Annotated in this window: 22 protein-coding genes; 21 read left to right on the top strand and 1 reads right to left on the bottom strand. The window is 60.9% G+C overall.

Features of this window, described 5'->3' with window-relative positions; all coding sequences use genetic code 11:
• The first annotated feature begins 33 nt into the window (after positions 1 to 33).
• The 19 genes from HG262_RS05755 (at position 34) to rplQ (ending at position 10,189) form a co-directional block, all read left to right on the top strand.
• Positions 34 to 786 (top strand): aspartyl/asparaginyl beta-hydroxylase domain-containing protein, encoded by a 753-nt coding sequence (locus HG262_RS05755; protein WP_169270118.1) that lies wholly within the window; start codon positions 34 to 36, stop codon positions 784 to 786.
• 357 nt (positions 787 to 1,143) lie between these two features.
• On the top strand, positions 1,144 to 1,512 hold the full coding sequence (gene rplN / locus HG262_RS05750; RefSeq protein WP_006216531.1) for a 50S ribosomal protein L14: 369 nt from the start codon (positions 1,144 to 1,146) through the stop codon (positions 1,510 to 1,512).
• An 11-nt stretch (positions 1,513 to 1,523) separates the two neighbouring features.
• Positions 1,524 to 1,844, top strand: coding sequence for a 50S ribosomal protein L24 (gene rplX, locus HG262_RS05745; protein ID WP_105555706.1), 321 nt, complete (start codon positions 1,524 to 1,526; stop codon positions 1,842 to 1,844).
• Positions 1,845 to 1,856: 12 nt separating this feature from the next.
• On the top strand, positions 1,857 to 2,396 hold the full coding sequence (gene rplE / locus HG262_RS05740) for a 50S ribosomal protein L5 (protein WP_006216529.1): 540 nt from the start codon (positions 1,857 to 1,859) through the stop codon (positions 2,394 to 2,396).
• A 12-nt stretch (positions 2,397 to 2,408) separates the two neighbouring features.
• Positions 2,409 to 2,714 (top strand): 30S ribosomal protein S14, encoded by a 306-nt coding sequence (gene rpsN / locus HG262_RS05735; RefSeq protein ID WP_105555707.1) that lies wholly within the window; start codon positions 2,409 to 2,411, stop codon positions 2,712 to 2,714.
• Between the two features lie 10 nt (positions 2,715 to 2,724).
• Complete coding sequence (gene rpsH, locus HG262_RS05730) at positions 2,725 to 3,120, top strand: 30S ribosomal protein S8 (RefSeq protein ID WP_006216525.1); 396 nt, start codon at positions 2,725 to 2,727, stop codon at positions 3,118 to 3,120.
• A 12-nt stretch (positions 3,121 to 3,132) separates the two neighbouring features.
• A complete protein-coding gene (gene rplF / locus HG262_RS05725) occupies positions 3,133 to 3,666 on the top strand; it encodes a 50S ribosomal protein L6 (RefSeq protein ID WP_006227038.1) in 534 nt (177 codons plus the stop codon).
• 21 nt (positions 3,667 to 3,687) lie between these two features.
• The gene (gene rplR / locus HG262_RS05720) at positions 3,688 to 4,053 is read left to right on the top strand and encodes a 50S ribosomal protein L18 (protein ID WP_006227039.1); all 366 of its coding nucleotides are present in this window, start codon (positions 3,688 to 3,690) and stop codon (positions 4,051 to 4,053) included.
• Between the two features lie 15 nt (positions 4,054 to 4,068).
• Entirely contained in the window at positions 4,069 to 4,590 is a 522-nt protein-coding gene (rpsE, locus tag HG262_RS05715) for a 30S ribosomal protein S5 (protein ID WP_006216521.1), read from the top strand.
• A gap of 3 nt (positions 4,591 to 4,593) precedes the next feature.
• Positions 4,594 to 4,779 (top strand): 50S ribosomal protein L30, encoded by a 186-nt coding sequence (rpmD, locus tag HG262_RS05710; protein ID WP_006216520.1) that lies wholly within the window; start codon positions 4,594 to 4,596, stop codon positions 4,777 to 4,779.
• Positions 4,780 to 4,788: 9 nt separating this feature from the next.
• Positions 4,789 to 5,229 (top strand): 50S ribosomal protein L15, encoded by a 441-nt coding sequence (rplO, locus tag HG262_RS05705; protein WP_105555709.1) that lies wholly within the window; start codon positions 4,789 to 4,791, stop codon positions 5,227 to 5,229.
• Positions 5,230 to 5,243: 14 nt separating this feature from the next.
• Positions 5,244 to 6,569 carry a preprotein translocase subunit SecY gene (secY, locus tag HG262_RS05700; RefSeq protein WP_105555710.1) on the top strand — a complete coding sequence of 442 codons (1,326 nt, stop codon included), beginning with the start codon at positions 5,244 to 5,246 and terminating at the stop codon, positions 6,567 to 6,569.
• Between the two features lie 8 nt (positions 6,570 to 6,577).
• Positions 6,578 to 6,796 (top strand): translation initiation factor IF-1, encoded by a 219-nt coding sequence (infA, locus tag HG262_RS05695; protein ID WP_003806927.1) that lies wholly within the window; start codon positions 6,578 to 6,580, stop codon positions 6,794 to 6,796.
• A 34-nt stretch (positions 6,797 to 6,830) separates the two neighbouring features.
• Complete coding sequence (rpmJ, locus tag HG262_RS05690; protein WP_003806928.1) at positions 6,831 to 6,944, top strand: 50S ribosomal protein L36; 114 nt, start codon at positions 6,831 to 6,833, stop codon at positions 6,942 to 6,944.
• 43 nt (positions 6,945 to 6,987) lie between these two features.
• Positions 6,988 to 7,353 (top strand): 30S ribosomal protein S13, encoded by a 366-nt coding sequence (rpsM, locus tag HG262_RS05685; RefSeq protein ID WP_006216517.1) that lies wholly within the window; start codon positions 6,988 to 6,990, stop codon positions 7,351 to 7,353.
• Between the two features lie 15 nt (positions 7,354 to 7,368).
• Positions 7,369 to 7,770 carry a 30S ribosomal protein S11 gene (rpsK, locus tag HG262_RS05680; protein WP_006216516.1) on the top strand — a complete coding sequence of 134 codons (402 nt, stop codon included), beginning with the start codon at positions 7,369 to 7,371 and terminating at the stop codon, positions 7,768 to 7,770.
• A gap of 11 nt (positions 7,771 to 7,781) precedes the next feature.
• Entirely contained in the window at positions 7,782 to 8,405 is a 624-nt protein-coding gene (gene rpsD, locus HG262_RS05675) for a 30S ribosomal protein S4 (RefSeq protein ID WP_006227422.1), read from the top strand.
• A gap of 220 nt (positions 8,406 to 8,625) precedes the next feature.
• Positions 8,626 to 9,612, top strand: a complete 987-nt coding sequence (gene rpoA, locus HG262_RS05670; protein WP_169270117.1) for a DNA-directed RNA polymerase subunit alpha — start codon at positions 8,626 to 8,628, stop codon at positions 9,610 to 9,612.
• A gap of 184 nt (positions 9,613 to 9,796) precedes the next feature.
• Positions 9,797 to 10,189 carry a 50S ribosomal protein L17 gene (gene rplQ, locus HG262_RS05665; RefSeq protein ID WP_006216513.1) on the top strand — a complete coding sequence of 131 codons (393 nt, stop codon included), beginning with the start codon at positions 9,797 to 9,799 and terminating at the stop codon, positions 10,187 to 10,189.
• A gap of 81 nt (positions 10,190 to 10,270) precedes the next feature.
• On the opposite strand, the gene HG262_RS05660 is transcribed toward rplQ, so the two are convergent.
• Positions 10,271 to 10,708, bottom strand: a complete 438-nt coding sequence (locus tag HG262_RS05660) for an HIT family protein (protein WP_169270116.1) — start codon at positions 10,706 to 10,708, stop codon at positions 10,271 to 10,273.
• Positions 10,709 to 10,829: 121 nt separating this feature from the next.
• On the opposite strand from HG262_RS05660, the gene cutA reads away from it, so the two are divergent.
• The gene (cutA, locus tag HG262_RS05655) at positions 10,830 to 11,177 is read left to right on the top strand and encodes a divalent-cation tolerance protein CutA (protein WP_006227424.1); all 348 of its coding nucleotides are present in this window, start codon (positions 10,830 to 10,832) and stop codon (positions 11,175 to 11,177) included.
• A partial coding sequence (gene dsbD, locus HG262_RS05650; protein ID WP_169270115.1) for a protein-disulfide reductase DsbD occupies positions 11,177 to 12,640 on the top strand: 1,464 nt, incomplete at its 3' end. The genes cutA and dsbD, both read left to right, overlap by 1 nt.

The raw sequence follows: 12,640 nt of genomic DNA, 5'->3' as shown, positions 1-12,640 counted from the left end.
GGGGCTCTTTGGCCGACTATCACCGAACCCATCGTGCAACCCGTCGACGCGCGTCCCGCTGGCAAGTCCAGCCTCTATTCCCGCGTGTTGTTCCGCTTCATCGATTGGCTGCGCCACCGGATCGCCCGGGCGTCGCTGGTGGGCGACCGCCCCATCTTCCAAAACAGCCAGTTCCCCTGGATCGCCGCACTGGAGGCCCAAACGCCTGCCATCCGCGCCGAACTGACGGGGCTGCTGGCGCAACGGCAGCAGTTGCCGGCCTTCCACGAGATCTCCCCCGATGTGGGCATGATCACGTCCGACGATCAATGGAAGACGTTCCTCTTCATGGGCTACGGGCTGCGTTCCGAACGCAACCTGGCCAGTTGCCCGGCCACGGCTCGGGCGCTTGAAGGGATCCCGGGCATCCGCAGCGCCTTCTTCTCCATCCTTGAGCCCGGTAAGCGGATCCCGCTGCACACCGGCCCGTACAACGGCGTCCTGCGCCTGCACCTGGGGCTGGTCGTCCCCGAGCCGGCCGACCGGTGCTGGATCGAGGTCGGGGGCGAACGCTACAGCTGGCGGGAAGGCCGCGCCGTGGTGTTCGACGACCTGTATCCGCACCAGGTGCACAACGATACGGACGGCTTGCGGGCCGTGTTGTTCGTAGACTTTGAACGCCCGTGCCGGGTTCCGGTAAAATGGCTGAATCGCCTGGTGCTCAGGGCGGCCCCGTTCACGGACGAAATCCGGCGCGGCAAGGCCAACCACGATGCCTGGGAGAAGGGCTTTTACCGCCACAAATAAGGGGCGGATGGCCCGCAAACCATTCCCCTCATAGAGGGGGCGTGGTGTTTTGTGCGTCATTCCAACAAAGTGCTTGCGCTCAAAATTTAACCACGCTAGAATGATCAGCTTTCCCAGATTGTCGATCCAGTTAACCGAAAGTTGTTTCGAAGACTAGTCGGCGTGTTGGGGGAATACCCGCAGGATTTCAACCCAGGGTCGTTGCGTTGCCAACCAGTTGCAGAGATAGGGCGAAAGCTCTAGCGCTACAACACATAAAGCAGGGCGGCAGACCTGACGGGACCAAAACTGGCAGGAATTGCAGTGTTCCCTTATTGGGAAAACCGTATTTCCAGTTAAGTTGGAACAGGAAAAATCATGATCCAAATGCAGACCACGCTGGACGTGGCCGATAACACTGGTGCGCGTCATGTCATGTGCATTAAGGTGCTCGGTGGCTCCAAGCGCCGTTATGCCGGTATCGGCGACATCATCAAGGTGAGCGTCAAAGATGCGGCTCCGCGCGGACGCGTCAAGAAAGGCGAAATTTACAATGCCGTGGTGGTTCGTACCGCCAAGGGCGTGCGCCGTAAAGACGGTTCGCTGATTCGTTTCGGTGGCAATGCCGCCGTGTTGCTCAACGCCAAGCTGGAGCCCATCGGCACCCGCATCTTCGGACCCGTTACGCGTGAACTGCGTACCGAGAAGTTCATGAAGATCGTGTCGTTGGCCCCGGAAGTGCTGTAAGGAGCCCTACGATGAACAACATTCGTAAAGGCGACGAAGTCATCGTCCTGACCGGCCGCGACAAGAAGCGTCGCGGTACCGTGCTGGCTCGTGTTGATGCCGACCACGTTCTGGTCGAAGGCGTCAACATCGCCAAGAAGCACGTGAAAGCCAACCCGATGGCTAACAACCCGGGCGGGATTGTCGAAAAGACCATGCCGATCCACATCTCGAATGTGGCGCTCTTCAACCCCGCAACCGGTCGTGGCGACCGCGTGGGCGTTCAAGAAGTCGAAGGTCGCAAGGTCCGCGTGTTCCGTTCCAATGGTGCCGTTGTCGGCGCCAAGGCGTAAGGGGCGATAGACATGTCTCGTTTGCAAGATTTCTACAAGAGCAAGGTCGCTGGCGACCTGCAGGCCAAGTTTGGCTACAAGAGCGTCATGGAAGTGCCGCGCATCACCAAGATCACCCTGAACATGGGTGTCTCGGAAGCCGTGTCCGATAAGAAGGTTATCGAACACGCGGTGTCGGACCTGACCAAGATCGCTGGCCAAAAGCCTGTCGTGACGAAGACCAAGAAGGCTATCGCCGGTTTCAAGATCCGCGAAAACTACCCGATTGGTTGCATGGTCACGCTGCGTGGTCAACGCATGTATGAATTCCTGGATCGCCTCGTTGCGGTCGCGCTGCCTCGCGTGCGCGACTTCCGTGGTATCTCGGGTCGTGCATTTGACGGCCGTGGCAACTACAACATCGGGGTGAAAGAGCAAATCATTTTCCCCGAAATCGAGTACGACAAGATCGACGCGCTGCGTGGGCTGAACATCAGCATCACCACCTCCGCGAAGACCGACGAAGAAGCCAAGGCGCTGTTGACGGCCTTCAGCTTCCCGTTCCGTAACTAAGGGGCTGATGACGTGGCAAAACTTTCCCTCATCAATCGCGACATCAAGCGCGCCAAGCTGGCTGACAAGTTCGCTGGCAAGCGCGCTGAGTTGAAGGCGATCATCGACGACCAGTCGAAGACCGACGAAGAACGTTACCAAGCTCGGCTCAAGCTGCAACAGCTGCCGCGCAATGCCAATCCGACGCGCCAACGTAACCGTTGCGTGGTCACCGGTCGTCCGCGCGGTGTGTTCCGCAAGTTCGGCCTGACGCGTCACAAACTGCGTGAAATGGCGATGAAGGGCGAAATCCCCGGCATCACCAAGGCCAGCTGGTAGGAGATACATTATGAGCATGAGCGATCCCATCGCCGATATGCTGACCCGCATTCGCAATGCGCAGCAAGTGGACAAAGTTACGGTGAGCATGCCCTCCTCGAAGCTGAAGGCGGCTATTGCCGCTGTGCTGAAAGACGAAGGCTACATCGACAGCTTTGAAATCAAGGGCACCCAGGCCAAGCCTGAGCTCGAGATCACCCTGAAGTACTACGCTGGTCGTCCGGTTATCGAGCGCATCGAACGCGTTTCGCGCCCCGGTCTGCGTATCTACAAGGGCCGTACCAGCATTCCTCAGGTCATGAACGGCCTGGGCGTGGCTATCGTTTCGACCTCGCGCGGCGTCATGACCGACCGTAAGGCTCGCGCCAACGGCGTCGGCGGCGAAGTGCTGTGCTACGTGGCCTAAGGAGAAATTCTAATGTCACGTATCGCTAAGTATCCGGTCGAACTGCCCAAGGGTGTCGAAGCTGACATCAAGCAGGATCAGATCACTGTCAAGGGCCCGCTGGGCACCCTGACCCAAGCCCTGACTGGCGACGTCACCGTTGCGTTGGACGAAGGCAAGCTCACGTTTGCCGCCGCCAACGAAACGCGTCACGCCAATGCCATGTCGGGTACCGTGCGCGCTCTGGTGGCCAATATGGTTACCGGCGTGAGCAAGGGCTTCGAGCGCAAGCTGACCCTGGTTGGCGTGGGTTACCGCGCCTCGATCCAAGGCGATGCCGTTAAGCTGCAGCTCGGTTTCTCGCACGACGTTTTGCATCAGTTGCCGGCCGGTATCAAGGCCGAATGCCCCACCCAGACGGAAATCGTCATCAAGGGCGCCAACAAGCAAGTCGTCGGTCAGATGGCCGCTGAAATCCGCGCGTACCGCGAACCTGAACCCTACAAGGGCAAGGGTGTGCGTTACTCGGACGAACGCGTCGTCATCAAAGAAACCAAGAAGAAATAACGGCGCACGCAAGGACGAATCATGGACAAAAAAGTTTCCCGTTTGCGTCGTGCGGTTCCGACCCGCCGGAAGATCAACGAGCTGCGCGTTCACCGCCTCTCGGTCTTCCGCTCGAACCAGCACATCTACGCCAACATCATTTCGCCGGAAGGCGATCGCGTTCTGGTCAGCGCCTCGACGGTGGAAGCCGAAGTGCGTGCGCAACTGGCCGGCCAAACCGGTCAGGGTGGCAACACTGCCGCTGCCACGCTGGTCGGCAAGCGCGTGGCCGAAAAGGCCAAGGCTGCCGGTATCGAACTGGTCGCTTTCGATCGCTCGGGCTTTCGTTACCATGGCCGCGTGAAAGCGCTGGCCGATGCCGCGCGTGAAGCCGGCCTGAAGTTCTAAGCGAGGATCTGTCAAATGGCTAAAGTACAAGGCAAGAACGCCGCGGAAAAAGAGAACGATGACGGCCTCCGCGAAAAGATGATCGCGGTCAACCGCGTGAGCAAAGTGGTCAAGGGTGGTCGCACCATGAGCTTTGCCGCGCTGACCGTGGTTGGCGATGGCGATGGTCGCGTCGGCATGGGTAAGGGCAAGGCGCGTGAAGTGCCGGTGTCCGTTCAGAAGGCAATGGAACAGGCCCGTCGCGGCATGTTCAAGGTTGCCCTGAAGAACGGCACGCTGCACCACACCGTGGTTGGCAAGCATGGCGCCGCTACCGTGCTGATCTCGCCGGCTGCTGAAGGTACTGGCGTTATCGCCGGCGGCCCGATGCGCGCTATTTTTGAAGTGATGGGTGTGCGTAACGTGGTTGCCAAGAGCCTGGGCTCGAGCAACCCCTACAACATGGTTCGCGCCACGTTGAACGGTCTGCGCGCTTCCCTGACCCCGGCCGATGTTGCTGCCAAGCGCGGCAAGTCGGTCGAAGAAATCCTGGGGTAAATCATGGCTCAGAAGCAGATCAAAGTGACCCTCGTGCGCTCGGTGATCGGTACCAAGCAATCGCACCGTGATACGGTTCGCGGTTTGGGCTTGGGTCGCATCAACAGCAGCCGCGTGCTGGTCGATACGCCCGAGGTGCGTGGGATGATCCGTAAGGTGGATTATCTCGTTTCCGTCTCGGAAGCCTAAGGAATCACCATGTCGGATATGCAACTTAATTCGCTGAAGCCCGCTGAGGGCAGCAAGCACGCCAAGCGCCGCGTCGGCCGTGGCATCGGTTCGGGTCTGGGTAAAACCGCCGGCCGTGGTCACAAGGGCCAGAAGTCGCGCTCGGGCGGTTTCCATAAGGTTGGCTTCGAAGGCGGTCAAATGCCGCTGCAGCGTCGTCTGCCCAAGCGTGGGTTCACCCCGCTCGGTCAACACCTGTATGCCGAAGTTCGTCTGTCGGACCTGCAAGCCCTGCCCATCGACGAAGTCGACGTGCAAGTGCTGAAGGCGGCTGGCGTGATTGGCCAGGCGGTTCGTTACGCCAAGGTCATCAAGTCGGGTGAACTCTCGCGCAAGGTCGTGCTCAAGGGCATTACCGCGACGGCCGGTGCTCGCACCGCCATCGAAGCCGCGGGCGGCTCGCTTGCTTGATCACGAGGTGACGAGTGGCTAACGCGCAGGCATTGGGCAAAACCGGAGCACGGTACGGTGATTTGAAGCGCCGTCTTGTGTTCCTGGTGCTCGCCCTGGTGGTTTACCGTTTGGGTACACACATCCCCGTACCGGGTATTAATCCGGATGCGCTGGCGGACTTGTTCCGTCAGAACCAGGGCGGGATCCTGGGCCTGTTCAACATGTTCTCGGGTGGGGCGCTCTCGCGTTTCTCGATTTTTGCCCTGGGGATCATGCCGTACATTTCGGCATCCATCATCATGCAGTTGATGTCGGTGGTGGTGCCGTCGCTGGAAGCGCTCAAGAAAGAGGGCGAATCCGGTCGTCGGAAGATTACCCAGTACACCCGCTACGGCACAGTCGTGCTGGCGCTGGTGCAAGCAGTGGGCATTTCGGTAGCGTTGGAGTCCCAACAGGGACTGGTGATCGATCCGGGTATGCTGTTTCGCTTCACGACCGTTGTGACTCTGGTCACTGGCACCATGTTCGTCATGTGGCTGGGTGAGCAGATTACTGAACGCGGTCTGGGCAACGGGATTTCCATCCTGATCTTCGCAGGTATCGTTGCGGGTTTGCCCGCGGCGCTGGCTGCACTGTTGGACCTGGTCCGCACCAACGCGATGTCCGTGCTTTCTGCACTGTTCATCGTGGCTCTGGTGGTGCTGGTTACCGCTTTTGTGGTGTTCGTGGAACGCGGACAGCGCAAGATCACGGTGAACTACGCCAAGCGTCAGGTCGGCAACAAGGTCTACGGTGGTCAAAGCTCGCATTTGCCGCTGAAGCTGAACATGGCAGGGGTGATTCCGCCGATCTTCGCGTCGTCGATCATTCTGTTCCCGGCCACGATCACGAGCTGGTTCTCCAGCAGTGAGAACATGCGCTGGCTTAGCGACCTGGCTGCGGCCCTGTCGCCTCGTCAACCGCTCTACATCACGCTGTACTCCGTCGCGATTATTTTCTTCTGCTTTTTCTACACGGCTCTGGTGTTCAACAGCCGCGAAACGGCGGACAACCTGAAGAAGAGTGGTGCGTTTGTTCCGGGCATTCGTCCGGGTGAACAAACAGCGCGCTACATCGACAAGATCCTGATGCGTCTGACGCTCGCAGGTGCCTTGTACATCACTTTGGTGTGCCTGTTGCCTGAATTCTTGGTGATGCGCTGGAACGTTCCTTTCTACTTCGGTGGTACGTCTCTGTTGATTATTGTGGTGGTGACGATGGATTTCATGGCACAGGTTCAAGCCTACATGATGTCGCACCAATACGACTCGTTGCTCAAGAAGGCCAACTTCAAGGGCGCGGGTTTGCCGATGCGGTAAGCAAAAGAATGTCCAAGGACGACGTCATTCAGATGCAAGGCGAGGTTCTTGAGAACCTCCCGAACGCGACATTTCGCGTCAAGCTCGAAAACGGCCACGTGGTGTTGGGCCATATTTCCGGCAAGATGCGTATGCATTACATCCGGATCCTGCCGGGTGACAAGGTCACAGTGGAGCTCACGCCCTATGATCTGACGCGAGCCAGGATAGTTTTCCGCTCCAAATGAGCGGAACCGGATTACGGAAAATTAGGAGTCAACCATGAAAGTAATGGCATCGGTTAAGCGGATCTGCCGCAACTGCAAAGTTATCAAACGTCACGGCGTGGTGCGTGTTATCTGCACCGACCCGCGTCACAAGCAGCGTCAAGGCTAACTCGGGTTAGCGACTACGCAACAGATTTATTCAAGGAATAGTCATGGCCCGTATTGCTGGCATTAACATCCCGCCGCAACAGCACGCCGAGATCGGACTGACCGCCATTTTTGGCATTGGTCGTACGCGCGCTCGCAAAATTTGCGAAGCGGCAAACGTACCCTTTGACAAAAAGGTCAAGGATCTGAACGACGCTGAATTGGAACGCGTCCGCGAACATGTTGGTTTGTTCACGGTTGAAGGCGACCTGCGTCGTGAAGTACAGCTCTCGATCAAGCGTTTGATCGACCTGGGAACCTACCGCGGTATGCGTCACAAGCGCGGTTTGCCCGTGCGCGGCCAGCGCACTCGCACCAACGCACGGACCCGCAAGGGCCCGCGTCGTGCAGCTGCGTCCCTGAAGAAATAATCGAGGAACAGGATTATGGCGAAAGCTTCCACCAGCGGCGCTTCGCGCGTGCGCAAAAAGGTTAAGAAGAACGTCTCGGACGGCATCGCGCACGTTCACGCTTCGTTCAACAACACCATCATCACCATCACCGATCGTCAGGGCAACGCACTGTCGTGGGCCACGTCGGGCGGTGCTGGTTTCAAGGGTTCGCGTAAGTCGACCCCGTTCGCCGCGCAGGTCGCTGCTGAAACGGCTGGCCGCGTCGCGCTGGAGTACGGCATCAAGACTCTGGAAGTGCGTATCAAGGGCCCCGGCCCCGGTCGCGAATCGTCTGTCCGTGCGCTGAACGCGCTGGGCATCAAGATTTCGTCCATCGCCGACATCACGCCCGTTCCGCACAACGGCTGCCGTCCGCCGAAGCGTCGTCGTATCTAAAGGGAATCCACATGGCACGTTATATTGGACCCAAATGCAAGCTCTCGCGCCGCGAGGGTACTGACCTGTTCCTGAAGAGCGCCCGTCGCTCGCTGGATTCCAAGTGCAAGCTGGATTCCAAGCCTGGCCAACACGGCCGCACTTCGGGTGCCCGCACTTCCGACTACGGCCTGCAGCTGCGCGAAAAGCAAAAGCTCAAGCGCATGTACGGCGTGCTGGAAAAGCAATTCCGCAAGTACTTTGCTGAAGCAGAGCGTCGCCGTGGCAACACGGGCGAAACCCTGATCCAGCTGCTGGAATCGCGCCTGGACAACGTCGTCTACCGCATGGGCTTCGGCTCGACGCGCGCCGAAGCTCGCCAGCTGGTGAGCCACCGCGCCATCGAACTGAACGGCCACACGGCTGACATCGCTTCGATGCTGGTCAAGGCTGGCGACGTCGTTTCGATCCGTGAAAAGGCCAAGAAGCAAGGCCGTATCAAGGAATCGCTCGACCTGGCCACCAGCATCGGCATCCCCCAATGGGTGGAAGTCGATTCGACCAAGCTGACCGGTACGTTCAAGTCGGTCCCCGATCGCGCTGACGTCGCTCGCGACATCAACGAATCGATGGTCGTCGAACTGTACTCGCGTTAATCAGGTCTCGGCCGGCGCCTCCTTCGCAGGTGTGCCGGCACGAAGCTGGTCTCGCGACCCGTTTGCACGTTCCGCAGCAGCCCGCTTTCCGCCTTTTGGTGGGGCGGGCTTTGCGGTAAGTATCGGCTGGCGTTTTCGCGCTGTCCGAGTTTCATGTTTCACCCTGTCCATCAGCCTTATCGGTGTAACGAGCCGAGGGTATTGAAAAGGAACACAGTAAATGTCCACTCAAGGTTTCCTGAAGCCGCGCTCCATTGAAGTCGAACCGGTCGGCACGCACCATGCCAAGATCGTGATGGAGCCGTTCGAGCGTGGCTACGGTCACACGCTGGGCAACGCCCTGCGCCGCATCCTGCTGTCTTCGATGACCGGCTACGCGCCGACCGAAGTCCAGATGACGGGCGTGGTGCACGAATATTCGACCATCCCGGGCGTTCGCGAAGATGTCGTCGACATCCTGCTGAACCTGAAGGGCGTGGTCTTCAAGCTGCACAATCGCGACGAAGTGACCCTGGTTCTGCGCAAGACCGGCGCGGGCACCGTGCTGGCCAGCGACATCGAGCTGCCGCACGACGTCGAGATCATCAACCCCGGCCACACCATCTGCAACCTGACGGATGCAGGCAAGCTGGAAATGCAGATCAAGGTTGAAAAGGGCCGCGGCTACGTGCCGGGCAACGTGCGCGCGCTGTCGGAAGACCGTACCCACACCATCGGCCGCATCGTTCTGGACGCTTCGTTCAGCCCGGTCCGCCGCGTGAGCTACGCGGTTGAAAGCGCCCGCGTGGAACAGCGCACCGACCTGGACAAGCTGGTTCTGGACATCGAAACCAACGGCGTGATCTCGCCCGAGGAAGCGGTGCGCCAGTCGGCTCGCATCCTGATGGACCAGATCTCGGTCTTCGCCGCTCTGGAAGGTGCTGGCGATTCGTACGAAGCCCCGGTCCGCGGCACGCCGCAGATCGATCCGGTGCTGCTGCGCCCGGTCGACGACCTGGAACTGACCGTGCGTTCGGCCAACTGCCTGAAGGCCGAAAACATCTATTACATCGGCGACCTGATCCAGCGTACCGAAAACGAGCTGCTCAAGACCCCGAACCTGGGTCGCAAGTCGCTCAACGAGATCAAGGAAGTCCTGGCTGCACGTGGTCTGACTCTGGGCATGAAGCTCGAGAACTGGCCGCCCCTGGGTCTGGAGCGTCCGTAAGTCTTAAGAGGGTGGCGCCCCTGAAACGGGGCGTTTCCCGCAGCGCCCGGCTTTACCGCCGGGCCGTTTGCGAAATCGTCGTAAAATGCACCGTTTTCTACCGGACCGCGGCCTGATTGCAGGTTGATAGAAGAGCCGGCAACCCGATGGCGAACGCCATCTTTAGATTCAAAGGAAACTTATCATGCGTCACGGTAATGGCTTGCGTAAGCTCAACCGCACCAGCAGTCACCGTCTTGCCATGTTCCGCAACATGGCCGTTTCGTTGATCACCCACGAAGCCATCAAGACCACGCTGCCGAAGGCGAAAGAATTGCGCCGCGTCATCGAACCCCTGATCACGCTGGGCAAAGAGCCCACGCTGGCGAACAAGCGTCTGGCATTTGCCCGTCTGCGCGATCGCGATGCGGTGGTGAAGCTGTTCGCCGAAATCGGCCCGCGCTACGCGGCCCGTAACGGCGGCTACACCCGCGTGCTGAAGATGGGCTTCCGTCAAGGCGACAACGCTCCCATGGCTTTCATGGAACTGGTTGACCGTCCGGAAGTTGATGAAGCCGCTGCGGACAGCGCCGAGTAATCCTCGGTAGCTCGATAAGCGACAAGGGCGGGTCTTCGGACCCGCCCTTGTTTTATTTGCGCGCCCGCCACGGCGTTTGGATCACGAGGCGTGCAATTCCCCCCGCAACTGCGCCGCGGTAGCCGCCAGCGCCTCCTGAGGCGGTTGGGGCGGCATCTTGAACGTGAGGTCTTGCTGTTCGATGTACTGCGTGGACGTCACGTCCTGCGTGTGATGCATGGGGATGATGTGGGCATGGGCGTGCGCCACGTGGATGCCGGTGAAGGCGAAGGCCACGCGTTCGACGGCATACAGGCGCTTCATGTGCCGTCCGAGCTTCTGCCCGAGGTTCAGGATATGGCCTGCCAGATCGGCGGGCATGTCCTCGTAATAAGGGTAGTGCTGCTTCGGGATGATGAGGACGTGGCCCGGACGCACCGGCTGGATGTCCAGGAAGGCCAGCAGGCGTTCGTCTTCGTGGATGACGTGCGCGGGGATCTCGTGCCGGGCGATGCGGCAGAACAGGCAGTTGTCGGACATGCGTGCCTCGATGGAAACGGATGGCTGGGTGGCATGGCCGGCGCCGAGGATCCGGGCGGCCGCCGCAATACCGATAAAATACCCCGAGTTACATCTCACACGGGTATCCCGAGGAGGCTCCATGTTGCGCGATGACGACGTCGTGCTGGTCATCAGCAATGCGCCGGACGTGCTGCTTGCGAAGCGCATCGCCCACGTGCTGGTCGAAGACGGGCTGGCGGCCTGCGTGAACCTTGGCGCGCCGGGCCTGTCCATCTACCAGTGGAACGGAGAGGTCGAAGGGGCGGAAGAAGTCCCCATCCACATCAAGACCACCTACGCGCGCCACCAGGCAGTGGTTCAGGCCCTGGCGCAGATGCATCCTTATGATGTGCCCGAAATCATCGTGCTGCCGGTCATCGGTGGCGCGGCGCCTTATCTGGATTGGGTGCGCGAGCAGACGGCCGTCACGCAGAACAAGAGAGACTGATGTTGCAACTTGCCGGTAGTGTCGGCGCGCCGCGGCGCCCGATTCACGCCACCCGCGCTGCCCGCGCGGCCCATGCCCTGTTCAGGCAATGCCTCGTGTTCCTGGCGATGGCGCTGCTGCTGATGGGGTGGCAGGCGGCGGCGCATGCCGAGGCCGAGTTCCTGGATCCCGAAAAGGCCTTTGTGTTCAGCGCGCAGATGGCCGCGCCCGACACGCTGGAGCTGCGCTACAAGGTCGCGCCCGGCTACTACATGTACCGAGAGCGCTTCGGCATCACGATCAGCCCTATCGGCGCGACGACGCTGGGCGAGGCGGTGTACCCCAAGGGCGAGGTCAAGTACGACCCGACCTTCGAGAAAGACATGGAGGTCTTCCACAAGGACGTGGTGATCCGCGTGCCCGTCGGCGCCGGTAGTCAGCCTTTCACCCTGACCTTGACCGGCCAGGGCTGTGCGGACGCCGGCCTGTGCTATCCGCCGATGGACAGCAGCGTGAAACTGACGCCGGTGGCGGGCGGTTACGCGCTGGCCGGCGGCGCATCCGCACTGGCGCCGGCGTCGCAGGCCGCGTCTTCGGGCGGACTGAGCGCGCTGTTCAATGCCGGCGACACCGGCCTGGCTGACGCGCTGGGCGGCCTGGGCTGGGCCAAGACCGCGGGCGTGTTCCTGGTGCTGGGCCTGTTGCTGGCTTTCACGCCCTGCGTGCTGCCAATGATCCCCATCCTGTCTTCGATCGTGCTGGGCGGCGTGACGCAGCCCCGGCCAACGCGTGGCCGTGGACTGGCGCTGGCGGCGACCTATGTGCTGGGCATGTCGGTGGTCTATACCGCGCTGGGCGTGGCCGCAGGCCTGAGCGGCGCGGGCTTGGCCGCCTGGCTGCAGACGCCCTGGATCCTGACGCTGTTCGCCATTTTGCTGGCCGTGCTGGCGCTGGCAATGTTCGACGCGTTCACCTTCCAGATGCCGTCGGGCATCCAGGCGAAGCTGGCGGAGCGCTCGTCGCGCATTCCCGGCGGGCGTTATACCGGTGCGCTTGTGATGGGCGCCTTGTCCGCGCTGATCGTCGGGCCTTGCGTGGCCGCCCCGTTGGCGGGCGCGCTGCTGTATATCTCGCAGACGGGCGACGTGGTGCTGGGCGGGTCGGCGCTGTTCGCCATGGCCTGGGGCATGGGCGTGCCGTTGTTGATCGTGGGCGCCTCGTCCGGCGCGCTGCTGCCCAAGGCAGGCCCCTGGATGGACGGCGTGAAGCGCCTGTTCGGCATGTTGCTGCTGGCGACCGCGTGGTGGATGCTGATCCCCGTTGTGCCGACCTGGGTGCAGATGACGGGCTGGGCCTTCCTGGCGGTGGTGTCGGCCGTGATGCTGCGGGCGTTCGACGCCTTGCCGGCGGGCGCCGGGGCCGCGCGCATGTTTGGCAAGGGGCTGGGCTTGCTGCTGGCGCTGGCCGCGGCCGCATGGCTGGTC

Origin of the sequence: Achromobacter sp. Bel (assembly GCF_012928505.1) — a bacterium.
GTDB lineage: Bacteria > Pseudomonadota > Gammaproteobacteria > Burkholderiales > Burkholderiaceae_B > Achromobacter.
The sequence above is the reverse complement of the archived record's forward strand: the minus strand, read 5'-3'. Positions and strand labels throughout refer to the sequence as shown.